A 25,052-nucleotide genomic window follows, 5' to 3' on the forward strand; every position below is an offset into this window, starting at 1 on the left:
CTGGTGAGAAAGTGTCTATGAAAGCAGGTCTGTACCAACCAGATGAATTCAAGGATAACTGTGGTTTTGGCCTGATAGCCCACATGCAGGGCGAGCCTAGCCATACCCTTTTGCAAACGGCCATTGAGGCCCTGACCTGCATGACCCACCGTGGTGGGATCAACGCCGACGGCAAGACTGGTGACGGTTGTGGCTTGCTGATTCAAAAGCCTGATGAGTTCCTGCGTGCCATTGCCCAGGAAACGTTCGGCGTCACCCTGCCCAAGCAGTACGCCGTAGGCATGGTGTTCTTCAACCAGGACCCGGTGAAGGCCCAGGCCGCTCGCGAGAATATGGACCGCGAGATCCTGGCCGCCGGTCTGCAACTGGTCGGCTGGCGCAAAGTGCCGATCGACACCAGTGTCCTCGGTAGCCTGGCCCTGGCGCGCCTGCCGCAGATCGAACAAGTGTTCATCGCCGGCGAAGGCCTGAGCGACCAGGAAATGGCGATCAAGCTGTTCAGCTCCCGTCGTCGCTCGTCCGTGGCCAACGCCGCCGACACCGACCACTACATCTGCAGCTTTTCCAACAAGACCATCATCTATAAAGGCCTGATGATGCCGGCGGACCTCACCGCCTTCTATCCGGACCTGAGCGACGAGCGCCTGAAAACCGCGATCTGCGTGTTCCACCAGCGCTTCTCCACCAATACCCTGCCGAAATGGCCGTTGGCGCAGCCATTCCGCTTCCTCGCCCACAACGGCGAGATCAACACCATCACCGGCAACCGTAACTGGGCTCTGGCCCGTCGCACCAAGTTCGCCAACGACCTGATGCCCGACCTCGAGGAGCTCGGCCCGCTGGTCAACCGCGTGGGCTCGGACTCCTCGAGCATGGACAACATGCTCGAACTGATGGTGACCGGTGGCATCGACCTGTTCCGTGGCGTGCGCATGCTGGTTCCACCAGCGTGGCAGAACGTCGAGACCATGGACCCGGACCTGCGGGCGTTCTACGAATACAACTCCATGCACATGGAGCCGTGGGACGGCCCGGCCGGTATCGTCATGACCGATGGTCGCTATGCCGTGTGCCTGCTGGACCGTAACGGTCTGCGCCCGGCGCGCTGGGTCACCACCACCAACGGTTTCATCACCCTGGCTTCGGAAATCGGCGTTTGGAACTACCAGCCCGAAGACGTTATTGCCAAGGGCCGCGTGGGCCCGGGCCAGATCTTTGCCGTGGACACCGAAACCGGCCAGATCCTTGACACCGACGCCATCGACAACCGCCTCAAGTCCCGTCATCCATACAAGCAATGGCTGCGCAAGAACGCCCTGCGCATCCAGGCGACCATGGAAGACAACGACCACGGCTCGGCTTTCTACGACGTCGATCAGCTCAAGCAGTACATGAAGATGTACCAGGTGACGTTCGAAGAGCGTGACCAAGTGCTGCGTCCGTTGGGTGAGCAGGGCTACGAAGCGGTCGGCTCGATGGGTGACGACACGCCGATGGCGGTGCTGTCGCAGCGCGTGCGCACGCCATACGACTATTTCCGCCAGCAGTTCGCCCAGGTGACCAACCCGCCGATCGACCCGCTGCGCGAAGCGATCGTGATGTCGTTGGAAATCTGCCTGGGCGCTGAACGCAACATTTTCCAGGAGTCGCCGGAGCACGCCTCGCGGGTGATCCTCAGCTCGCCGGTCATTTCCCCGGCCAAGTGGCGTTCGCTGACCAACCTTGACCGTCCGGGCTTCGCGCGTCAGGTCATCGACCTGAACTACGACGAAAGCGTCGGCCTCGAAGCGGCCATCCGCAATGTGGCCGATCAGGCTGAAGAAGCCGCGCGCGCCGGTCGCACCCAGATCGTGCTCAGCGACCGTCACATTGCGCCGGGCAAGTTGCCGATCCATGCATCCCTGGCTACGGGGGCGGTGCATCATCGCCTGACCGAGAAAGGCCTGCGCTGCGATTCCAACATCCTTGTCGAAACCGCCACCGCCCGCGATCCACATCATTTCGCGGTACTGATCGGTTTCGGTGCCTCGGCGGTGTATCCGTTCCTGGCCTACGAAGTGCTCGGCGACCTGATCCGTACCGGTGAAGTGCTGGGCGATCTCTACGAGGTGTTCAAGAACTACCGCCGGGGTATCACCAAGGGCCTGCTCAAGATCCTCTCGAAAATGGGCATCTCGACCATCGCCTCGTACCGCGGTGCGCAACTGTTCGAGGCCATCGGCCTGTCCGAAGAAGTCTGCGAGCTGAGCTTCCGGGGCGTGCCGAGCCGCATCAAGGGTGCGCGTTTCGTTGACATCGAAGCCGAGCAGAAAGCCCTGGCCGCCGAAGCCTGGAGTCCGCGCAAGCCGATCCAGCAAGGTGGCCTGCTGAAGTTCGTCCACGGCGGCGAATACCACGCCTACAACCCGGATGTTGTGAACACCCTGCAAGCCGCTGTGCAGCAGGGTGACTACGGCAAGTTCAAGGAATACACGGCGCTGGTGGACAATCGCCCGGTGTCGATGATTCGCGACCTGCTCAAGGTCAAGACCCTCGATACCCCGCTGGACATCAGCGAAGTGGAACCGCTGGAATCGGTGCTCAAGCGCTTCGACTCCGCCGGTATTTCCCTTGGCGCCCTGTCCCCGGAAGCCCACGAAGCCCTGGCCGAAGCCATGAACCGCCTAGGTGCGCGTTCCAACTCCGGTGAAGGCGGCGAGGATCCGGCGCGCTACGGCACCATCAAGAGTTCGAAAATCAAACAGGTTGCCACCGGCCGCTTCGGTGTGACACCGGAGTACCTGGTCAACGCCGAGGTGCTGCAGATCAAGGTCGCCCAGGGCGCCAAGCCTGGTGAAGGCGGCCAACTGCCCGGCGGCAAGGTCAACGGTCTGATCGCCAAGCTGCGCTACGCGGTTCCCGGCGTGACTCTGATTTCGCCACCGCCCCATCACGACATCTACTCGATCGAAGACTTGTCGCAACTGATCTTCGATCTCAAGCAGGTGAACCCGCAGGCACTGGTCTCGGTGAAGCTGGTCGCGGAAGCCGGCGTGGGCACCATCGCCGCCGGTGTGGCGAAGGCCTATGCCGACCTGATCACGATTTCCGGCTATGACGGTGGCACCGGCGCTTCGCCGCTTACGTCTATCAAGTACGCCGGCGCACCGTGGGAACTGGGCCTGGCGGAAACCCACCAGACCCTGCGCGGCAACGACTTGCGCGGCAAGGTCCGGGTGCAGACCGACGGTGGCCTGAAAACCGGTCTCGACGTGATCAAGGCAGCCATCCTCGGCGCCGAGAGCTTCGGCTTCGGCACCGCGCCGATGATTGCCCTGGGCTGCAAGTACCTGCGCATCTGCCACCTGAACAACTGCGCCACCGGCGTGGCGACCCAGAACGAGAAGCTGCGCAAGGACCACTACATCGGTACCGTGGACATGGTGGTGAATTTCTTCACCTACGTGGCCGAAGAAACCCGCGAGTGGCTGGCGAAGCTGGGCGTGCGCTCCCTCGAAGAGCTGATCGGCCGTACCGATCTGCTGGAAGTGATCGAAGGCCAGACCGCCAAGCAGCATCACCTGGACCTGACTCCGCTACTGGGCAGCGACCTGATCCCGGCAGACAAGCCGCAGTTCTGCCAGGTCGACCGCAACCCGCCGTTCGACAAGGGCGAGCTGGCCGAGAAGATGGTCGACATGGCCGCTTCGGCGATCAACGACCTGAGCGGTGCCGAGTTCAGCCTGGACATCTGCAACTGCGACCGTTCCATCGGCGCGCGGATCTCCGGCGAAATCGCCCGCAAGCACGGCAACCAGGGCATGGCCCAGGCGCCGATCACATTCCGCTTCAAGGGCACTGCCGGTCAGAGCTTCGGCGTCTGGAACGCCGGCGGCTTGAACATGTACCTGGAAGGCGATGCCAACGACTACGTGGGCAAAGGCATGACCGGCGGCAAACTGGTCATCGTTCCGCCCAAGGGCAGCGTCTACAAGACCCAGAACAGTGCCATCATCGGCAACACCTGCCTGTACGGCGCCACGGGTGGCAAGCTGTTCGCCGCCGGCACCGCGGGCGAGCGTTTTGCCGTGCGTAACTCCGGGGCCCACACCGTGGTGGAAGGCACCGGCGATCACTGCTGCGAATACATGACTGGTGGTTTTGTCTGCGTGCTGGGCAAGACCGGTTACAACTTCGGCTCTGGCATGACCGGCGGTTTCGCCTACGTGCTCGACCAGGACAACAGCTTCGTTGACCGGGTTAACCACGAGTTGGTGGAAATCCAGCGGATCAGCGGCGAGGCGATGGAAGCCTACCGCAGCCACCTGCAACGCGTGCTGGATGAGTACGTCGAGGAAACCGACAGCGAGTGGGGTCGTGAACTTGCGGAAAACCTCGATGACTACGTGCGTCGTTTCTGGCTGGTCAAGCCGAAGGCTGCCAACCTGAAGTCGTTGCTTTCCAGCACTCGTGCCAACCCGCAGTAAACGACGCAGCTGCAAGCGGCAAGCTACAAGCCGCAAGCTAACAGCAGTGCGCGATGTGCCTGCACAGTGATTTTCTTGCAGCTTGAAGCTCGTAGCTTGAAGCTGCTGTGATGAGGTTTTAACAATGGCTGAACGTCTGAATAACGACTTCCAGTTCATCGATGTCGGGCGCAAGGATCCGAAGAAGAAACTGTTGCGTCAACGCAAGAAAGAGTTCGTCGAGATCTACGAGCCTTTCAAACCCCAGCAGTCGGCCGACCAGGCCCACCGCTGCCTGGGGTGCGGTAACCCGTATTGCGAATGGAAGTGCCCGGTGCACAACTTCATTCCCAACTGGCTGAAACTGGTGGCCGAGGGCAATATCCTCCAGGCCGCCGAGTTGTCCCACCAGACCAACACCCTGCCGGAAGTCTGCGGCCGGGTGTGCCCGCAGGATCGCCTGTGCGAAGGCGCCTGCACCCTGAACGACGGTTTTGGCGCGGTGACCATCGGTTCGGTGGAGAAGTACATCACCGACACCGCGTTCGCCATGGGCTGGCGCCCGGACATGTCCAAGGTCAAGCCAACCGGTAAGCGTGTGGCCATCATCGGTGCGGGCCCGGCGGGCCTGGGTTGCGCCGACGTGCTGGTGCGCGGCGGCGTGACCCCGGTGGTGTTCGACAAGAACCCGGAAATCGGTGGTCTGCTGACGTTCGGCATCCCCGAGTTCAAGCTGGAAAAGACCGTGCTGAGCAACCGTCGCGAAGTCTTCACCGGCATGGGCATCGAGTTCCGCCTGAACACCGAAGTGGGCAAGGACGTGACCATGGAGCAACTGCTCGAAGAATACGACGCCGTGTTCATGGGCATGGGCACCTACACCTACATGAAGGGCGGTTTTGCCGGTGAGGACCTGCCGGGCGTGTATGACGCGCTGGACTTCCTGATCGCCAACGTCAACCGCAACCTGGGCTTTGAAAAGTCGCCGGAAGATTTCGTCGACATGAAGGGCAAGAAGGTGGTGGTGCTCGGTGGTGGCGATACGGCGATGGACTGTAACCGTACTTCGATCCGCCAGGGTGCCAAGTCGGTGACCTGTGCCTACCGTCGTGACGAAGCCAACATGCCCGGCTCGCGCAAAGAGGTGAAGAACGCCAAGGAAGAAGGCGTGAAGTTCCTCTACAACCGCCAGCCGATTGCCATCGTGGGTGAAGACAAGGTCGAAGGCGTGAAAGTGGTCGAGACCCGTCTTGGCGAGCCGGACGCCCGTGGCCGCCGCAGCCCCGAGCCGATCCCCGGCTCCGAAGAGATCATCCCGGCCGACGCCGTGGTCATCGCCTTCGGCTTCCGTCCAAGCCCGGCGCCATGGTTCGAGCAGTTCAGCATCCAGACCGACAGCCAGGGCCGCGTCGTTGCCCCGGAACAAGGCCAGTACAAGCACCAGACCAGCAACCCGAAGATCTTCGCCGGTGGCGACATGGTCCGTGGTTCCGACCTGGTGGTGACGGCGATCTTCGAAGGCCGCAATGCGGCGGAAGGGATCCTGGATTATCTGGGGGTCTAAAGACCCCAGCGGCAAGCTGCAAGCTGCAAGATTGAAGCTCTCTTGCTTTTAACTTGCGGCTTGTAGCTTGCCGCTTGCCGCTGTCTTTTGAGACCATGCCCGCACTTTTTTTCCGGATGCCGACATGACTGCCCTGAAGAACGACCGTTTCCTGCGCGCCCTGCTCAAGCAACCCGTAGACGTTACCCCTGTGTGGATGATGCGCCAGGCCGGCCGCTACCTGCCAGAGTACCGCGCCAGCCGCGCCAAGGCCGGTGACTTCATGAGCCTGTGCATGAACGCCCAGTTCGCCTGCGAAGTGACCATGCAACCGCTGGATCGCTACCCGCAGCTGGACGCGGCCATCCTGTTCTCCGACATCCTCACCATTCCCGACGCCATGGGGCAGGGCCTGTACTTCGAGACGGGCGAGGGTCCGCGTTTCAAGAAAGTCGTCAGCACCCTGGCCGATATCGAAGCGCTGCCGATTCCCGATCCGCAGAAGGACCTGGGCTATGTCATGGACGCGGTCAGTACCATCCGCCGCGAACTCAACGGTCGCGTGCCGCTGATCGGCTTCTCCGGCAGCCCGTGGACCCTGGCCACCTACATGGTCGAAGGCGGCTCGTCGAAGGATTTCCGCAAGACCAAGGCCATGCTCTACGACAATCCGCAAGCCATGCACCTGTTGCTGGACAAGCTGGCGCAGTCGGTGACGGCCTACCTCAACGGCCAGATCCTGGCCGGTGCACAAGCGGTGCAGATCTTCGATACCTGGGGCGGCAACCTGTCGGCGGCGGCATACCAGGAATTTTCCCTGGCTTACATGCGCAAGATCGTCAGCGGCCTGATCCGCGAGCATGAGGGTCGCAAAGTCCCGGTGATCCTGTTCACCAAGAACGGCGGCCTGTGGCTGGAAAGCATCGCCGAGGCCGGTGCCGACGCCTTGGGCCTGGATTGGACCTGCGACATCGGCAATGCCCGCGAGCGTGTCGGTCACAAGGTCGCCCTGCAAGGCAACATGGACCCCACCGTGCTCTACGCCAAGCCTGAAGCCATCCGCGCTGAAGTCGGGCGTATCCTCGCCAGTTATGGCAAGGGCAGCGGTCATGTGTTCAACCTCGGCCATGGCATTACCCCGGAAGTCGATCCGGAACATGCTGGTGCATTCCTGCGGGCGGTGCATGAGTTGTCGGCGCAATATCACGCCTAGCAGCCTGCGCGGATCCCGCCCAAAAGCCTGTCCGGCCCTGTGTCGGACAGGCTTTTTTTGTGTGTGCTGTTTATCTATTCAACGTCAACTAGCCGGTTATTAAAGCCAGCGTGTTTGTTGTTTATGCTGGTTAGCGTCTTATGTGTAAGAAGTTTCTTTCGCCATGTAAGAAAAACAGATTCAGAGATCCTTCCTTCTATCTAGAGAGATTTACCCTACATAGCAAGTTTTAAGTTTTCGATAAGGTTCGGCGCTTGAGAGGTACGGTGCTGAGCACTCCTGCTTGCCTTTCAAGACGACGGTGATACGTCTTTCCCAATCTCGAATGACTAGTCTGGAACTTATATGAAAAACAACTTCAACAAGAGCACGATACTAAAGGGATGTGCTTCTTCCTTAGTTCTCCTATCAAGCTTGATGGTGTCCCAGGGAACGCTTGCCCATGGCTTCCTTGAGGTTCCGCCTTCGCGTGCTCTGTTGTGCCAGAAAGGTGAAAACCAGAACTGCGGTGGTGCGCAATTCGAGCCCCAGAGCACGGGTGAAACCTTCAAGGGATTCCCCAACGGAGCGGGCGGTGCTCCCCTGCAAGGGCCCATCGACGGAAAAATTGCCAGCGGTGGTCACCCGCTGTTTTCCGCCCTCGATGCGCAGTCGGCCACGCGTTGGCACCTGACCGAGATCCGCGATCGCAACATCGCTTTCCAGTGGCAATACACCGCCGTACACCCGGCGACCCGGCATGAATACTTCATTACCCGCGATGGCTGGAACCCGAACGAAGCGCTCAAGCGTGCTTCGTTCGACAGTACGCCGTTCTGCACCGTGGATGGCGGCAACCAGACCCCGAAGCCGGGTGACAGGCACAACTGCGTCATACCCGACAGCAAGACGGGACATCATGTGATCCTGGCGGTCTGGACGGTGGGGGACACTGACAATGCATTCTACGACCCGGCGGATGTGAACATCCTCGCCGAAGCCGCGCTGCCGGGCGGTTGGTCGCCGGTGGGCAGCATTGCGTCGTCGACCCCATTGCTGGTGGGTGACAAGGTCAAGGCGCGGGCGTTCTCCGCCACTGGCGAAAATCCCCCCTACAGCGTGACTATCGGCATTGACTCCGCCGAGGAAGGCCGGCCTGAGAACTGGTCGTTCAAACTGGCCGAAGCGATCAACACGGCCCATCCGCTGATTCGTGCGGGTATTCGCGACGATGAGGGCAATATCACCCCGGTTCGAGGTACCAACAATCTGTATGCCCAGAAAGAAAGCGGCGTAAGCCGGTATGAAGTGCAACTGGATATGCAGGAAGACGCTGGCGCCAGCATGACGATTGCTTCCCTGCAACCGGAATATGTACTCGACAAGGGCCGCGTCAACATGACGTTCGCTGCGCAGACAAACCGCAGGATGAACCTGGAAGCCACGTTGCTCGATGAGAAGAACAAGCCGGTCGGGGTTGTGAGCCAATCCGCAGGTGAAGGCAACACCGGGCTGAGCATGGACGTGCGCAGTGCCCCGGGTGTCCACACCCTGACGCTGGTGGGTACCACCGAGGACGGGCGGACCACGCGCCAGGAGACTCGCAGTGTCACCCTGACCGGCGAGGGCGCAGACGTCGAATACGATTTCGTATTCCCTGAAAACCTCGGTGAATACACCGCCGGTACCAAGGTGCTGCAGCCCAAGACCAACGAGGTCTTCGAGTGCAAGCCGTTCCCCGCGTCCGGTTACTGCAAGCAGTACAGCCCGACGGCGAACGGTTTCGAGCCCGGGGTCGGTGCTTCCTGGCAGAGCGCCTGGGACAAGCTGTAAGTCCTGACAGGACGACGCCAGGCAATCCGTAGGGGTTGCCTGGCGTCTTCAAGCGAGAGCGCGGTGATGCATTCAAGTTATTTTTTCGCACGGCACGCACTGTGGCTCGTGCCGCTGTTGCATGGCGTATTCCTGGCCGGGCAGGAGTGGCGTTTTCGCCAGGCATTGGATCATGAAGTACCGGTGGTCGCCGAGTCGCCGGCCGTTCCGGTTGACCGCTCGCCCAACGTCCAAGCCGTGGCGACCGTGCTCGGCCTCACGCCTGCAGGCGTCCATGCACCCAGCACCGAGACGATGACCTTGCAAGCCAGTTTTGTCGTCGCCCAGGGCTTGTCGCGGGCGTTGCTGGCTGACGCTGCGGGCGCGCGCATCTACCGGGTGGGCGAGCGCCTGCCCAGTGGCAGCGTGCTGCGCCGGGTGGAGGCCGATCATGTGACGTTGTGGCGCAACGGGCGTGAAGAACGCCTGGCCCTGAAACAAGAGGCAAAGCCTTGGCTGCGCCGGGTGGGTCTCGAAGATGAGCGCCCTGCAACAGCCTATTCCTCGCAATACATACGCCCGGTGGCCGGGCATTCAGAGTGATCGAATTGATGAACAGCGTTATCCGCAGCCGTGTTTCCCACGTGTTGCTCTGTCTTGTCGTGTCCTGTCCGTGGGTGTTTGCCGACGTGGCGCGGGCCGAGGAGGCGCGTTGGCAATTGGCGATGAACAATGCCGAATTGCGCGACGTGGTCGAAGAAATATCCGCAATCCTGGGCAAGACCGTAGTGCTCGATCCGAGGGTGTCAGGGCGCATCTCCGTCATGTCTCGTGAAGCCTTGGATCGCGAAGGCGTGCGGCGGTTGTTTTATTCGGTACTCGATGCCCACAACTTCACCGTGATCGATGAAGGCGAGCGGATCCTGATCACTCCGGTTGCCGATGGCAGGACCCGGGCCGGTGCCGACGATACGAAGGACCCGGCACCCTCGCAGTTCGTCACTCGGGTCATCGACTTGCAGTCGACCGTTGCGGCCGACGTTGCCGGACTGATCCGCCCGCTGGTATCGGGCGCGGGCTACATCGGGCCTTCGGTTTCCTCCAACGCGCTGGTGGTAACCGACACGGCCGCCAATGTGCAGCGCATCACCCGGGTCGCGCAGCAGCTGGACTCGGGACGCAACCGCAATCATGAGGTGGTGCAGTTGCGTCATGCCAGGGCGGGGGATGTCGCGTCGATCCTGGAAGCTTCCGGCAGTAAGCGCGAGGGCGATACCGCCGGCTCGGTGATTGCCGACGCGCGCGGCAATCGCCTGGTGATCATCGGCGCACCGCGGGTGCGTCAGCGCCTGTCCGAGCTGGCCCGGACCCTGGACGTTCCGGCCTCTGTAGCCGAGGACACTGCGCGGGTCATCCGCCTGCGCCACAGCGATGCCAAGCAATTGGCCGAGGTGCTGGAAGGCGTCGGGCAAGACAAGAAGGCCGCACCGACCCAGGCCGGTCTCCGGGAAAGCACTGCCGCCAACCCGTTCATGATCAAGGCCGACGAAAGCCAGAATGCCCTGGTGTTGATCGCCGAACCGGCCCAGGTCCGCACCATCGAAAATATCGTCCGGGAGTTGGACCAACCCCGGGCCCAGGTGCTCATCCATGCCGCCATCGTTGAAATTTCCGGAGACATAGCCGAAGCGCTGGGGGTGCAGTGGGGGATCAAGAGTGGCAGCGCGGAGGGGTTCATCAATTTTTCGGGAACCAACACTCCGATCATCGGCGAGCTGAACCCCAAGGACGTCGATGGCGTACTCCTGCGGTTGGGCGGCGATCGCTTCAGTGCGCTGATATCGGCCCTGGCGAGCAATACCCGCAGCAACCTGCTGTCTACGCCCAGCCTGCTGACTCTGGATAACCAGGAGGCGGAGATCATGGTCGGCAAGAACGTGCCGTTCAAGACCGGCTCTTACTCCACCAGCGGTAGCGGTGCGGACAATCCCTTTACCACGGTGGAGCGCAAGGACGTCGGCATCAGCCTCAAGATCAAGCCCTACATCAACCAGGGTTCCTCCTTGCGTCTCGAGGTCCAGCAGGAAGTCTCGGACATCGCCCCGTCTGTTGCTGGCGTGGATTCCTCGGACCTGATCACCAACAAGCGTGCCCTGAAGAGCACGATCCTGGCGGACGACGGCGAGATCATCGTGATCGGCGGTCTGATCCGCGACGATGTCCGTTCCCAGGAAAGCGGCGTTCCGCTGTTGCGCAGCATTCCGTACCTGGGTGCGCTGTTTCGCTGGACCCGCGACACCCAGACCAAAAGCAACCTGATGGTGTTTCTGCGGCCGACCATCGTGCGCGGCAAGGAAGACCTCGCGGATGTCAGTCGCCAGCGCTACGACGCGCTTCGGGAATTGAGCAAGCCGGGCGCGCGGCAGAATAATTCGCTGTTGCTGCCCCGCGACGCTCGCCAGCTGTTCGAGTCCTCCATGGAGCCGTCGTCGACAGATCCGCTGCTGCAGAATCGGGGGAATCTGTGAGCGAGTCCCTGGCCCCGCTGCCCTTTGGTTTTGCCCGGCGCCACGGCGTGCTGCTGGACGGCGAAGGGGCGACCGCGAGTCTGGTGATGCGTTGCGATACGCCGCTGACTGCGCTGGCTGAGGTTCGCCGGCGATGTGGTCGGGAACTGCCGATCCAGGTGCTGGAACCTGCGCAATTCGCCACGCGCCTGGCCTGTGTCTATCGCCAGGGCCAGAGCGCTGCCGAACAGGTGGCTCAAGGGCTGGACGAGGAACTGGACTTGCTCAGCCTGGCTGATCAGCTGCCACAGACCGCCGATTTGCTGGAGCAGCAGGGCGATGCACCGATCATCCGCTTGATCAACGCACTGCTCAGCGAAGCGGTCCGCGAACAGGCGTCGGACGTGCATCTGGAAACCTACGAGCAATACCTGTCGGTCCGCATGCGGGTCGACGGCCAACTGCGGGAAATGCTGCGTCCGCGCCGTGAGCTGGCCAGCCTGCTGGTCTCGCGGATCAAGGTCATGGCGCACTTGGATATCGCTGAAAAACGCCTGCCTCAGGACGGTCGGATGGCGTTGCGGCTGGCCGGGCATGAGGTCGATGTACGGGTCTCGACGCTGCCGTCGGCCCATGGCGAGCGAGTGGTGTTGCGCCTGCTCGACAAGCAGGCCGGGCGCCTGGATCTGCCACGCCTGGGCCTGCCGGACGATACCCTGGCGAGCCTGCGTCGGTTGCTCGCCAAACCCCACGGTATCGTGTTGGTGACCGGCCCCACGGGCTCGGGGAAAACCACCAGCCTGTACGCGGCGCTCAGCAGCCTCAACCACCAGAGCCGCAACATCCTCACCGTCGAAGACCCGATCGAATACCACTTGCCGGGCATCGGCCAGATGCCGGTCAATCAGAAGGTCGACATGACCTTCGCCCGTGGCCTGCGAGCCATTTTGCGCCAGGACCCGGATGTGGTGATGGTGGGCGAGATCCGTGACCGCGAGACGGCCGAAATCGCGGTCCAGGCTTCCCTGACCGGTCACCTGGTGTTGTCGACCCTGCATACCAACAGCGCCGTCGGCGCGATCACGCGGCTGGTGGACATGGGCGTGGACGCCTACCTGCTGGCCTCGTCCCTGGCCGGCATCGTCGCTCAACGATTGTTGCGAGCCCTGTGCCCATCCTGCAAGACGCCCTATGTCGCCGATGCCGCCACCTGTCGGCGCCTCGGGCTCGAGGCCGAGGCTGGACCTCGGCTGTTCAGGGCCCGGGGGTGCGATGAATGCCAGGCAGGTTACCGGGGGCGTTTCGGCATTTATGAGCTGGTCAGTGTCAGCGGCCCGTTGTCGCAACTGATTCACCAGGGGGCTGCCGAACCGGCGCTGGCGGCCGAGGCGCGCAAGACCTCCCGCAGCCTGTTCCAGGACGGGCGCCAGCGGGTCCTGGAAGGCCTGACCAGTGTCGATGAACTGCTACGCATCACTCAGGAGGATTAGCGCGATGCCGACTTTCGACTATCGGGCCGAGGATGCCCAAGGGCGGCGCTGCAAGGGGCGGGTGGAGGCCGATAGTGCCCGTCATGCCCGTCAGTTATTGCGCGAACGCGGGTTGCTGCCTTGGGAGCTGCGCGAGGGCGAGGCGCAAGCCACCCTGGGCGCGGGCTTCGTCGGAGGGCGTCTGAGCTCGGCCGACCTGGCGTTGTTGACGTTGCAGCTCTCCACGCTGATCCAGGCCGGGCTACCCCTCGAAGAGTCCCTGCGGGCCGTGGCGCAACAGAGCCAGAAGCGTCGCGTCGTCCACCTGTTGTCGGCGGTGCGCACGCGGGTAATGGAAGGCCACGCATTGGCCACGGCATTGAAAGCGTTTCCCCAGGCATTTCCTGAACTGTTCTGCGCCACCGTCGCGGCGGGCGAACAGTCCGGTCATCTGGGCCAGGTGCTGGAGCAGCTGGCGACTTATACCCAGGCGCGCCAGGCGTCTCGCCAGCGCATTCAGTTGGCGCTGGTGTATCCGCTGATTCTGCTGCTGGCCTGCGTTGCGATTGTCGCTTTCCTGCTGGGCTATGTGGTGCCGGACGTGGTGAAGATTTTCATCGACAGTGGCCAGCGATTGCCCTGGCTCACCCAGGCGCTGATCGCGGTGAGCGATGGGTTGCGCCGCTATGGGGCGCTGATGTTCATGGCCCTGGTCGGAGGGCTCGGGTTGTGGCGCTGGAGCCTGCGCCAACCGCTGTGGCGCCTGCGCTGGCATCGTCTGCTGCTCAGGTTGCCGTTGTTGGGCGACGGGTTACGGGCGATGGAAGCCGCCCGATTCGCCAGCACCCTGGCGATTCTGAGCCAAAGCGCCGTGCCCCTGGTCGAGGCCTTGCACATCGCCGCACAGGTCATCGGCAACCTGACTATCCGCGCCCGCATGGCCGATGTCGCCCGTTCGGTGCGTGAGGGCGGAACCCTGACCCGAGGCCTGGAACTCGGCGGCGATATTCCGCCGCTGATGCTGCACATGATCGCCAGCGGTGAACGGGTCGGTGAACTGGATCGCATGCTGGCCCGTGCCGCCGAACAACAGGAGGCCAGCCTCGCGGCGCGGATCGCGCTGGTGGTGAGCCTTTTCGAACCGGCCATGTTGGTGGTGATGGGCGGCGTTGTGCTGCTGATCGTCATGGCCATTCTCCTGCCTATCTTGAGCCTCAACCAATTGGTGAATTGATCGATGAAACTTCAAAACAACCGGCCCGCACGGCTACAACGCGGCTTTACGCTGATCGAAATCATGGTGGTGGTGGTCATCATCGGCGTGCTGGGCGCCATGGTGGTGCCACAGTTCATGAGCCGACCCGATCAAGCCAAGGTCACGGCCGCCCGCACCGATATCCAGGCAATTTCCACTGCGCTGGAAATGTACCGGCTCGACAACTTCCATTATCCCTCGACCCGGCAGGGTCTGGAGGCACTGAGTAAACGTCCGTCCGGCACGCCGGCGGCAAGAAACTGGAACCCCCAGGGCTATCTGAAGAGCCTGCCGATCGATCCCTGGGGCACGCCCTATCAGTACCTCAACCCTGGTCTCAAGGCCGCCGATGGCAGCTACGACCTGTACTCGCTGGGGGCCGATGGCGAACCGGGCGGTGACGGCGCGGCGGCCGACATCGGCAACTGGAGCGAATGAGCATGCACCGTCGCTGTCGGGGTTTCACCCTGCTGGAGTTGATGGTGGTCATCGTCCTGATCGGCGTGTTGGCGGGCATGGTCAGCCTCGCCATCGGGCCGAGCCCGGCGCGTGAGGCCCGGCAGCAAGCCCAGGACTTCATTGGTGTGGTGCAGCAGTTGCGCGAGCGGGCGGTATTGGATGGGTTGGAATACGGTGTGCGGGTACAGCCTCGTGGCTATCAGGCATTGCGACTCGATGCCCGGAGCTGGACCGCGGTGGCGCCCATGCACCGGTTACCTGAAGGCATGACATTCGGGTTGGAGCAGGACGGCCACGCCTGGGGCCTCGACGAGACATCAGGCGCACCGCAATTGCTGATGCTCAGCAGCGATGAGATCAGCCCGTTCAGGTTGCTGGTTAAAGTCGCCGGTCAGCGTATTGCGCGGGTGTCGAGCGATGGACTGGCGGAGCCGTCGATCGATGAGTGAGATTCGCGGACCGGCCGCTTGCAAGGGATTTACCTTGCTGGAGGTCATGATCGCCCTGACGATTTTTGCCACGGTGGCAGCGGCAGCGCTGTCGGCCAGCCAATTCGTGCTCAGACAAAGTGTCGCGCTTGAGGACCGTCTGTTCGGTGCCTGGCTGGCCGACAACCAGTTGAGCGAGCTGCGCCTGCAAGCCGCCACTGCACCGGGCCGACAGCAGCTGACCCGGTCTCTGGATCGTCGCGACTGGACGCTGCAACAGCGCATTGTCCCGGTCCGCGACCCGCGTCTGCTTCAAGTCGAGATCCAGGTCAGTCGCGCCGGCGGCTCGTCCGCCGTACATCAAATGACCGGGTGGATCCGCAATCGTCATGAATAGACAGTCGGGGTTCACCTTGTTTGAACTGGTCATCGCCATCGCTCTCTTTGCGCTGCTCGGCCTCGCCGGTTGGCGTCTGTTCGACACCGTCGTGCGTACTCAGCAAGGGGCTGGTCAGCATGAGCGGGACATCAGGGCGTTGCAGCGCGCCGTGGGCGTGATCGAGCGCGATGTATGGCAGGCCGTGGCCGGGTCCGTCGTGCTCGCGCCGGGGCAACTGCAATTGCAGCGTAGCCATTGGCGCAATCCGCTGGACCAGCCCCGCAGCGAACGGCAGATGGTGAGCTATCGACTCGAAGACGCAGCGTTGTGGCGCGACAGCTTTGGCGAGGGAGCGGCCACCGTGCAGCGGCAGAAACTGCTCGATGATGTACGCAGTTTGAGCTGGCGCCTGTTTGACCCGCAACGGGGTTGGCACGGCGAAACCGCGGGCGACGACTGGCCGCTGGCATTGGAACTGAATGTATCGGCAGGGCGCTTCGAACAGATCCGTCGGGTGCTGCTGTTGCCGGGAGTGTTGCCATGACGCATCAACGTGGGGTGGCATTGATCAGTGTGCTGCTGGTGTTGAGTCTGGCGTTGCTGCTGGTCGGTGGAATGCTGCGCAGCCATCGCCTGTTGTTGAGCAGCAGCGCGCAGCAGTTGCAGCAGGTCCAGTTGCGCCAATTGGGGCTGGCCGCTGAGGCCTGGGCGCACGCAGTGCTGGAAGACAGCGTGAACACCCAGGCCGGGCCCATTGGCCTGAGCCAGGACTGGGCCCGGCTGGCGCCTGTCCTGACGCTGGACGACGCCGGGATCGAGGTCGATATCGAAGACCTGTCCGGGCGCCTGAACCTCAGTCCATTGTTGGCCCGCGGGCAAGTCGATCAAGTGACCTTGGGACGCTGGGCCCGGTTGCTCAGCCTGCTGGATTTACCGGAGCTGTTGTTGCCCCAGGTCGGCGCCGTTCAGGAGTTGAGTCAGTTGCGTCTGTTGCCGGGTATCGACGGTCAGACCCTGCAACGCCTGGAACCTTGGGTGGCGGTGTTGCCCATGGACGCGCAGCTGAATATCAATACCGCACCGCAGCGTGTCCTGATGACCCTGGACGGCATGGATGCCGGCGCTGCAAACGCCGTGATTGCGCGGCGTGCCGACACTCCCTACACGAGTGTCCAGGCCTTCACCAGTGACCCGTTGTTGTCCGGCCTGGGCCTGAGCAGCCATGGCCTGGGTGTGAGCAGCCGCTGGTTCCGGATCACCGTGAGCGTGACTCACGCGGACCGTCACCTGCGCCTGGCCTCGGACATCGAACGCGATCCCGTGACGGGGCAGTGGAATATTCGTCAGCGCCGTTTCTTACCCATCAACTCCAGTGAGCTTCCTTGATGAAAACCTGGCTTTACCTGACCGCCGAAGGCATGGGCATCCCAAGTGCGAATTGGCGTTGTTGTGTGTGGTCGCCCTCGGGTGAACGCCGTTGCCTGCCTTTGCACGAAGCCGCTCGCGAGTTGAGCGGGCGGCTCGTCGATGTCCTGTTGCCGATGGAAATGTGCAGCTGGATGCGCAGCGATCCCTGGCCCTCTCGACGCCAGCCCCGACCTCAGGCCCTGGCATTCGCCATCGAAGAGCAGTTGAGCGAGAACCTGGAGGTGCTGCACATCGGCATCGGTCTACGGGACCGTCAGCAGCGCTATCCGCTGCTGGTGATCCAGCGGGCCCGGTTCCAGGCGCTGCTGGCGTTGCTCGACGAACATGGCATCGATGCACGAGCGATACATGTCGATGCCGAGCTGATCGCCGAGGACAAGGCTTTCGGGGTGCGCTGGTTCGGCCGCTGGCTGTTGGGCGGGGCGTTGCCGGCGCGGATGGCGCTGTCGGCCCAAGCCTTGGCAACACTCAAGCCGAGCCTGTCCGCAGACATCCACTGGCTGGACGAGGCCACCGACCGCCCTGGCATCGACGAGTGGCTACTGAGCAACGAGGGGCATCCCATCGATCTGCTGCAGGGCGAGTTCCGGCGGCGTCAGCGTCTACCCTGGCGCGGTGCGGCGGCGGCCGCGCTGGGCATGTTCCTGCTTGCCTGGGCGTTCACTGAAGTTCGCATCGGTTTTCTGCAAAACGAAACCCGCCGTCTGCATGTGCAAGCCGAACAGCAATTCAAGTCGCTGTATCCCGGACAGGATCCTGTCGTTGACCTGGCAGCTCAGTTCCAGGCATTGCAGCAGCGCCGTGTTGAGAATCCGCTCACCCAGGTCGCTCGGCTGGTCCGCCTGACGGAACAGGTGGTTGGCGCCAGCCATGTCGAGGTACAGCACATTGAGTTTCGCGAGCAAGAAGGCTGGAAAATCCAGCTGACCGCCAACAGCTTCATCGAACTTGAGCAACTGCGTGAGCGCGGGCAGCAAAACGGTCTGCCGCTCACCTTGGGCAGCGCCAGCAAGCACAACAACCGGGTACAGGCGACGCTTACCCTGGAGGACAGTTGATGAGCCTCAATGGATGGACACACCTGAAGCAGGCCTGGGAAAGCATGTCCTGCCGCGAGCAACGGTTGTTGCTGGGCCTCGCCGGGCTGGTCCTGGTGGTCGTGGGTTATACCTCGGTCTGGCAACCCACCCGTCAACGCCTGGAGATCGCTGAGCGACAGTACCGCCAACAGGTGCAACTGACTGCACGAATCCAGCGCGCCGAGCCCGACCGGGATGCCGGCGCCGCGCTGCGTCCGTTGTCGGTACGAGTCAACGACAGTGCGACCGCGGCGGGCTTGGAAATAGCCGAAATGGAGATCGAGGGCGATGCGTTGCGGCTGACCGTCACGGGCGATGCCAATCCATTGCTCCATTGGTTGGATCGTCACGAGCGGGACGGCGCGGTCGTGCGATCGCTGGCCTTGGAAACCCGTGATGGCGTGCTGGAAGCGCGGGTGATGTTGCGTCAATGATTGGCTGGACAGGTGTCCATCATATCCCTTCACCACAGGGGTCAGACTTGGGTGTTACCTGGCAACACCGGCAACTTCGCCAGTTTTAGCGCCACCGACAACGCCACCAGCAGCAACGCGCCGATGAACAGGCCGACACCGTTCCATCCACCCAGGTGCCAGGCCACGCCGCCAGCGGTGCCGGCCACGCTCGAGCCAGCGTAATAGCTGAACAGATAAAGCGACGATGCCTGCCCCTTGGCGGTCAGGGCGCGACGGCCGATCCAGCTGCTGGCGACCGAGTGGGCGCCGAAGAACCCGAACGTGAAGACCAGCATGCCCGGGATCACCAGCACCAGGGGTGTGGCCATGGTCAGGGCGAGCCCGGCGAGCATCAGTGCGATGGTGGCCCAGAGCATCTTGCGTCGGCCAAGCTTGTCAGCCAGTGCGCCGACTTTGGCCGAGCTGTAGATGCCCGACAGGTACACCACCGACAGCAGTCCAACGAAGGCCTGATCCAGATGATAAGGCTCGGCCAGCAGGCGATAGCCGATGTAATTGAACAGCGTCACGAAGGCGCCCATCAGCACGAAGGCTTCGAGGAACAGCAATGGTAAGCCAGCATCGCGAAAGTGCCGGGTGAAGCCGTCCAGCAAGCTGCGTGGGTGCAGCGAGCGCGGGCGGAAGTTGCGCGACTCGGGCAGGATCCTCCAGAACACCGCCGCGGCAATCAGGGCGAGGCCGCCAATCACCAGCATCGCGGTGTGCCAGCTGACGAAATCGATCAGCACGCCGGTGATCAGGCGTCCGCACATGCCACCGATGGCATTGCCGGCGATGTACAGACCCATCGCCAGGCCGATGTGCTTGGGATGGATCTCTTCACTCAGGTAGGTCATCGCGACGGCGGCCAATCCACTCAAAGACAGCCCCACCAAGGCCCGGAGCAGTAGTACGCCATGCCAAGTCGGCATCATGGCGCTGGCCACCGTGCACAATGCGGCGGCGAACAGTGCGGTGACCATCACCGACTTGCGGCCGATGCGATCGGATATCGGTCCGGTGATCAACAGGCCGACGGCGAGTAGGCCAGTGGCCACCGACAGGATCAGGCTGCTTTGCGCCGCATTGACGGAAAACTCCCTGGACAGCAACGGCATCATCGGTTGCACGCAATACAACAGGGCAAAGGTCGCAAAACCACCGCAGAACAACGCCAGGACCGTACGCGTGAACATCGGCGTGCCTTTCTCGATGTAGATGTCCTTCAATTCGGTAACGACGTCGCCCTGCACGCGGGGTGGTATTTCATGGGCCAGTGGCGCGACAGCAGTTTTCACGATGGACCTCGCAGGAGCACGATCAGGGCAGGCAGTGAAAAAAGCATATAGCCGGCTAATGTTTCTATCCAATATATTGTTCGACCTGTTTAAGACGTTCTTCGACCTATTGGATAGCCTATGGAATTGCGTCACCTGCGTTACTTCATCGCCGTGGCTGAAGAGCTGCATTTCGGCCGCGCGGCGCTGGCGTTGGGGATTTCCCAGCCGCCTCTGAGCCAGCAGATCCAGGCGCTGGAACAGGAGATCGGCGCACGTCTGTTTGAACGTACCAATCGTCGGGTCGAGTTGAGCCAAGCCGGGCGGCTGTTCCTCGAAGAGGCCCGGCGGGTACTGGCCCAGGTTGACAAGGCCGCCGACGTGGCTCGTCGTGCCCAACAGGGGGAGCTGGGTGAGCTGAAGATCGGTTTCACCTCTTCGGCGCCGTTCAACTCCACCATTCCCCAGGCGATCTTTGCGTTCCGTCAGCGGTTCCCGGCCGTGCACTTGAACCTGCGGGAAATGAGCAGTACCCAGGTGGCCGATGCGTTGCTGGACGAAACAATCGAGATCGGCATCATGCGGCCCCTGCCGCTGCCCGATGCCTTGGCCGAAATCGAACTCAGCCGCGAACCGCTGGTGGCGGTGCTCAGTTCCAAGCACGCTCTGGCGCAGGGCAGTGGCGAGGGACTGTTTCTCTCGGCACTGGCCCAGGAGCCATTCGTGTTCTTCCCCCGCAGCTACGGCAGCGGTCTCTATGCGCAACTACTGAGCCTGGCCCGCGATGCCGGTTTCAGTCCCCACTTTGCCCAGGAAGCCGGCGAAGCCATGACCATCATCGGTCTGGTGGCGGCGGGGCTGGGCGTCTCGGTACTGCCGGCGTCCTATCAGCGGATACGGGTCGATGGCGTGGTCTACCGGCCATTGCTCGATCCGGCGGCGGTGTCGGCGGTGTGGCTGGTGCAGCGTAAGGACCAGCGTTCGCCGATGGCGAAGGCGTTTGTGGAGTTATTGGCTAAAAATACGGGTATTTCCGGTTCTGGAAGGACGGCTTGAAAAAGGGTGCCTTTCGGCTAATGCCGATCAGTTAAGCCATAAACCTGTGGGAGCAAGCTTTACTCCCACAGGGTTTGTGCCGTTTGATCTTTAACTGACTGGCATTATTCGCCTTTCGGCGCCCTTTTTCTTAGCCTTCCCAAACCGTTGCTGGGCCATTGGCGTGGTAATCGTAGAACCCTCGGAGTATCCAGCTATCGCCCTCGCGTTCAAACGCGGCGCGCCATGCGCCTTTGCCTCCTCCTGGAGTCAGTTGGGCCATGGTGTACCAGTAATATCGGTTGATCTTCTTGGTGGTGACCCTTCCCGCGCGGATATCTTCCGTGATGACTCCGATTCTGGTTTTAGCCGCCTCCGAGAAGCTGGCGTATGACATCTGGGCTTCGGCCAATGGGCTGTTGGTGACGGTGAACTTGTCCGGTGCCGGCGATGGGGTGGGTAGAGTCGGGGGAGTAACGGTGGGCAGGGTACCTTCCACTTTGTGGGTTCGAGCCTGGGTCACGATCTCGATATCGAACGGTTCGTAGTTGGCGAGTGTACGGCTGAAGTTCGTGATGTCTTCGCCGGTGAGCAACATGACGTTGCGTTGGGTCCGGCCTTTGTTGGCGATGATGTAGGGCACTCGATTGTTTCTGATCTCCGTCAGCAGCCCGGGCTTGTGCCGGCGCTGTTTTTCCTCCCGAAGAGCAGCGATCAACTCGTCATAGCATTCGTCCGAGGCCAGGTATTTTTTCCGGGCGGCCTTTGCTTCTGGCTCATTACCCGGGAATAGCGCCTGTGCCTTGGCAGCCAGCTTGGCCTCCACGGCATTGAGCATTTCCCGGGTGTCTTGCGCGATCTTGTCCATGGCCACCTTCTTCCTGCTGCCTTTGGAGGTGAAAGCCATGAATACGGCGCCAGTGATGTTATCCGTGATGATCGTTGTATTGACCCGAATCCGGTCTTCGGTAAAGAACATGCTCCTGTGTGAGAGTATCGTGTCGTAGATTTTTATTTTCTGAATGTCGTTCAGGGTAACGTTGAATACGTTTGCTTCGATATCCTTACTGCTAAGGGCCACGATGCTCCACGTGTTCATCTTGTCCAATAATTCCTGCTGGAAGGCTTTGCGCCTGGACAGGTTGCCTCGCCCCTGAGTCCAATCGAGTATTTGGGTGTGGTAGCGGTTTATGTCGAGTGCACCTATATCCGCCATGCTCTCGCGAAGAAGGCGTTCGGCCAGTGCTTCAGGCATGGACTGGAAAATGTCCCTGGCGGTATTGACTGCTTCGAGGGAGGGGTAGCGATTCATGACCAGCACGCCCTCCACCAACGCATTGCAGGTTCGTTGTTGCGGGGTTTCCGGAGACCGGCCGAGCAGGCTCTGGATCGCACCGCCTCCGCGTAACCGATACCGCTCTTCAACGCGCCAGCCGTCATTTTCCCAAGTGACTGTCCGCTGGTCCGTGCGATTGTTCGGTGAGTAAATGATTTGCTCGCCTGCCTGGACCGCCGTTTTGTAGTAACCCTTGCCCAGCTTCAGGTAGCCCTGTCCGCTTGCGTCGCGGTAGCGGTGGCGTCCCTCGGCTATCAATTCATGTCCGTCAAACCCTTTGAGACGATAGGGCTCCAGCTCTGGATCCGGCATGCGGGGAAGGGAAGACAGGGCCGGGCGTGCTTGCCTGCGGCGACGTCCCGCGCGGGCCATGATCAGATCCTGTCCGGCCTCGGCCATGACCTCTCCCAGCCCGCTGAGGAAATCAGACGTCCACTGGCGAAGGCTGCCATTTTCATCATTTATCGCCGACACCGCGGCACCGCCCGCCATTGTCGGCAGGATCGCGCGACCCAACAGACCGCCCAAACGCCCTACCGGGAACATCGACATGGCGCCGGTCAACAGCATGACCCCGTTTCGGCGTCCCTCCTGCGCGGCAGCGCTGTCGCGCTCGGCATTGCTCACCGTCAGCATTTCCGTGGTTTTAATTGCGTGGGTTATCTGGGTTTCATGCAGCACCTGGAGCAGGTTCGCTTCAACCGCGGGTGAAGCGATCTTCCTGGCGAAATCGTTCTGAGCCCGGTCCTTCACCCAGGCGAAGACGGACTGCGCGACTTTCTTGATCTTCTGCTCGAATGTCAGGTCTTCCGACAGCGGTACCAGGCTCGCGAACTGCTCGGCCTGTTCCAGTAATGGCAACTGCGAGATGAGCCAGCGGGTCATCTCCGGGGTGGCGGTAAGCGTCTGCACCAGGGTGGCTTCCAAGGTCCGGCTGCTGGTCGCATCCACGTCACGGAACGTTTTGCCGTCCGGCGCGCCCGGCGTGTACAGCGTCAGCGAGGGGCGGCTCGCCAGGGCCTTGACTCCAAACGCCAGTATTTCTTTCAGTACGCTATCGCCCCAGTGCAGTTGATGGACCACCACTTCGTGCCCGCCGACCTTGCCGCGGCCTGTCGCCGTGGGGCTGTCCAACGCCGCCAGCACCAGTTTCAGCCCGGTATTGTCACGGTCGTGCCGCAGGTCGCCGGAGATGTGGGCCGCCCACACCTGGGCTCGCATCTGTTGTGCTTTCAGGGTCATCCATTGCGCCTGCGTTTGCCGGGCGACAGCCTGCAGCTCGGTCGGCAGCCGGGCGCCGACATTGGCCCTTTCGATGATCTCTACAATCTGCGCAAAACTCATCGGCCCTTCTACGGTGGGCCGAGAGGCATTGCGTTCATCCAGCGTCAGGTTGGACATCGCCCACTCTGTCAGGGAGCGACGGTCATCGATGACCCCCCTCACGCTGCCTTGGGATATCCCGGAGCCAAACGGCGAACCGCCGGTGGGGGCATGCGGATCGATCACCTGTTTTCTGATACTCAATGACACGTCTTCAGGGTCGACCGGTAGGTATTTCTCGCGGATGACGCCGGCCAACAAGGTGCGGGTCCGGGCATGCAGCGCATCCGGGGTCGCCAGCGCCACGGGGTCTTGCGCGGGAACCGTTTCCGCCATGGTCGTCTGCAATGCCCGGGTCGCCTCCCACCACGCCAGACGGTCGCTGCCGGTGACGTGGCGGTTGGCGTGCAACCAATCATCGAGTTTTTTCAGGCCCAGCCGCAGTTCGCGTTCATCCAGGGCGGCCGCCAGATCCAGCCGATTCGCCAATTTCGCCGTCGCATCCAGCCTGCTCACCCAGGCGTCGATTTCCTCCGTTTCTGCAGGACCATAGAGAAAGACGCCACCTACGGCGTTCTTTTGCGCGGTCCGTAGTTCGCTGACCAAGCGCATGAGAAAGTGCTCGGTGATCGGTGCCGTTTCGATCTCGTCTCCCGGGTCGCCGTCTTCTTGCAGGCTGGCCTTGAGCGCAGCAAGGTCCTCGTGGATGTACAGCGGTTCGCCCGGACGGTACAGCACTGCGCCTCCCGAATGGCTGGCATCGTCATGCTGGGTCAGCGCCACGCACATCGGTACCGGCACGCTGACGGCCCACCCCTGGGGAATCACGCTCAAGCCATGGACGCCGGGTCGCTGGTAATGCGCCATCCGCGCGCGAGACGCCGCGTCTGGCGCCGACAAGACGCGCTCCACCAAGGCCTTATGCATCGACGGGCTCAACGTGCCGTCCAGCTTGTGGAGGTCTGCCTGGGCCTTGAGTTGTACGGCCAATTCTTCGGTCAGCCAGATGCTGACGCTGCGTCCCTGGCTGAAATCGGCAGGCCCGGTCCAGAAGTCATCCAGCGCCAGGGCCAACAGTTGTTTGCACGCGGCTGGCGTGATGCTTAACAGCTGCTTGAGTTCGTGCTTCGCATCGCTGCTATTCAGGGCAGCTGGCATGTCCGTGGCGTCATTCTGATGAATGACGAGGTTAATGTTGCCAGGCTCGTCGAAGAACTCGCGCACGTTCAACTTACCCGCAATCGCTCGCCAGAAAAGCGTGTCCAGGCGGGTCGTGGTCTTGCCCTTTTCCTTTCGCCTGCACACGAATATTTCCTTGGCAATGACGTTGTCAGGCAGGGCGGGGAAGGTTCTGTTGAACCAGTCATCAAGATGCTCCTCCAGCACCCTGGAGGCACGTGGGAAGGCACCGTTCAGGCGGATCATCTGTTGCTGCGAAGTTTCCAGCAGGTTTAACAGTGGGGTACTCGGGTTTGTCGGGCTATCAGTCCGTGAGGGGGTGTTCTCCAACATGTGCTCTTCCTGAGAGGTTTTCGGAAGAACAACCTATTGGAGATAGGAGATGACTGGGTGGTAGATAGATACCGCACGTGGCGGTGTCGGGCAGGGTAGGAGGGACAGTGGATCGTTG

At 62.0% G+C, this 25,052-nt stretch carries 18 protein-coding genes; 16 read left to right on the top strand and 2 right to left on the bottom strand.

What is annotated here, in order from left to right:
* Positions 1–17: 17 nt before the first annotated feature.
* The 15 genes from gltB to gspM all read left to right on the top strand — a co-directional run bounded on the left by gltB (position 18) and on the right by gspM (position 18,430).
* Positions 18–4,466: a glutamate synthase large subunit gene (gltB, locus tag FBY02_RS12480; protein ID WP_144927876.1), complete on the top strand. Its 4,449-nt coding sequence runs from the start codon at positions 18–20 to the stop codon at positions 4,464–4,466.
* 124 nt (positions 4,467–4,590) lie between these two features.
* The gene (locus tag FBY02_RS12485) at positions 4,591–6,009 is read left to right on the top strand and encodes an FAD-dependent oxidoreductase (RefSeq protein ID WP_039592434.1); all 1,419 of its coding nucleotides are present in this window, start codon (positions 4,591–4,593) and stop codon (positions 6,007–6,009) included.
* A 124-nt stretch (positions 6,010–6,133) separates the two neighbouring features.
* Positions 6,134–7,201: a uroporphyrinogen decarboxylase gene (hemE, locus tag FBY02_RS12490; protein ID WP_144927879.1), complete on the top strand. Its 1,068-nt coding sequence runs from the start codon at positions 6,134–6,136 to the stop codon at positions 7,199–7,201.
* A 345-nt stretch (positions 7,202–7,546) separates the two neighbouring features.
* Entirely contained in the window at positions 7,547–9,013 is a 1,467-nt protein-coding gene (gene gbpA, locus FBY02_RS12495) for an N-acetylglucosamine-binding protein GbpA (RefSeq protein ID WP_144927882.1), read from the top strand.
* 66 nt (positions 9,014–9,079) lie between these two features.
* A complete protein-coding gene (locus FBY02_RS12500; RefSeq protein ID WP_144927885.1) occupies positions 9,080–9,595 on the top strand; it encodes a type II secretion system protein N in 516 nt (171 codons plus the stop codon).
* Between the two features lie 8 nt (positions 9,596–9,603).
* Entirely contained in the window at positions 9,604–11,520 is a 1,917-nt protein-coding gene (gspD, locus tag FBY02_RS12505; RefSeq protein ID WP_178115361.1) for a type II secretion system secretin GspD, read from the top strand.
* The gene (gene gspE, locus FBY02_RS12510; RefSeq protein WP_144927891.1) at positions 11,517–12,989 is read left to right on the top strand and encodes a type II secretion system ATPase GspE; all 1,473 of its coding nucleotides are present in this window, start codon (positions 11,517–11,519) and stop codon (positions 12,987–12,989) included. The genes gspD and gspE overlap by 4 nt, the downstream gene beginning before the upstream one ends.
* Positions 12,990–12,993: 4 nt before the next feature.
* A complete protein-coding gene (gene gspF / locus FBY02_RS12515; RefSeq protein WP_144927894.1) occupies positions 12,994–14,202 on the top strand; it encodes a type II secretion system inner membrane protein GspF in 1,209 nt (402 codons plus the stop codon).
* Between the two features lie 3 nt (positions 14,203–14,205).
* Complete coding sequence (gene gspG / locus FBY02_RS12520; RefSeq protein WP_144927897.1) at positions 14,206–14,661, top strand: type II secretion system major pseudopilin GspG; 456 nt, start codon at positions 14,206–14,208, stop codon at positions 14,659–14,661.
* A 2-nt stretch (positions 14,662–14,663) separates the two neighbouring features.
* Positions 14,664–15,131 carry a type II secretion system minor pseudopilin GspH gene (gene gspH / locus FBY02_RS12525; RefSeq protein WP_144927900.1) on the top strand — a complete coding sequence of 156 codons (468 nt, stop codon included), beginning with the start codon at positions 14,664–14,666 and terminating at the stop codon, positions 15,129–15,131.
* Positions 15,124–15,507, top strand: coding sequence for a type II secretion system minor pseudopilin GspI (gspI, locus tag FBY02_RS12530; RefSeq protein ID WP_144927903.1), 384 nt, complete (start codon positions 15,124–15,126; stop codon positions 15,505–15,507). Before gspH ends, gspI begins: the two co-directional genes overlap by 8 nt.
* Positions 15,500–16,033, top strand: coding sequence for a type II secretion system protein GspJ (locus tag FBY02_RS12535; protein WP_144927905.1), 534 nt, complete (start codon positions 15,500–15,502; stop codon positions 16,031–16,033). Before gspI ends, FBY02_RS12535 begins: the two co-directional genes overlap by 8 nt.
* Positions 16,030–16,875: a general secretion pathway protein GspK gene (locus FBY02_RS12540; protein ID WP_144927908.1), complete on the top strand. Its 846-nt coding sequence runs from the start codon at positions 16,030–16,032 to the stop codon at positions 16,873–16,875. The genes FBY02_RS12535 and FBY02_RS12540 overlap by 4 nt, the downstream gene beginning before the upstream one ends.
* On the top strand, positions 16,875–17,975 hold the full coding sequence (gspL, locus tag FBY02_RS12545; protein ID WP_144927911.1) for a type II secretion system protein GspL: 1,101 nt from the start codon (positions 16,875–16,877) through the stop codon (positions 17,973–17,975). The genes FBY02_RS12540 and gspL overlap by 1 nt, the downstream gene beginning before the upstream one ends.
* Positions 17,975–18,430 (top strand): type II secretion system protein GspM, encoded by a 456-nt coding sequence (gene gspM, locus FBY02_RS12550; RefSeq protein WP_144927914.1) that lies wholly within the window; start codon positions 17,975–17,977, stop codon positions 18,428–18,430. Before gspL ends, gspM begins: the two co-directional genes overlap by 1 nt.
* A 41-nt stretch (positions 18,431–18,471) precedes the next feature.
* Here the strand turns inward: gspM and FBY02_RS12555 are convergent, their stop codons facing one another.
* Positions 18,472–19,749: an MFS transporter gene (locus tag FBY02_RS12555; RefSeq protein ID WP_144927917.1), complete on the bottom strand. Its 1,278-nt coding sequence runs from the start codon at positions 19,747–19,749 to the stop codon at positions 18,472–18,474.
* Positions 19,750–19,869: 120 nt separating this feature from the next.
* Between FBY02_RS12555 and FBY02_RS12560 the strand changes: the two genes are divergently transcribed.
* Positions 19,870–20,784, top strand: coding sequence for a LysR family transcriptional regulator (locus FBY02_RS12560; protein ID WP_144927920.1), 915 nt, complete (start codon positions 19,870–19,872; stop codon positions 20,782–20,784).
* A 130-nt stretch (positions 20,785–20,914) separates the two neighbouring features.
* Here the strand turns inward: FBY02_RS12560 and FBY02_RS12565 are convergent, their stop codons facing one another.
* Positions 20,915–24,934, bottom strand: a complete 4,020-nt coding sequence (locus tag FBY02_RS12565; protein ID WP_144927923.1) for a dermonecrotic toxin domain-containing protein — start codon at positions 24,932–24,934, stop codon at positions 20,915–20,917.
* Between the last annotated feature and the right edge of the window lie 118 nt (positions 24,935–25,052).

The organism is Pseudomonas sp. SJZ078, assembly GCF_007828255.1.
Lineage (GTDB): Bacteria > Pseudomonadota > Gammaproteobacteria > Pseudomonadales > Pseudomonadaceae > Aquipseudomonas.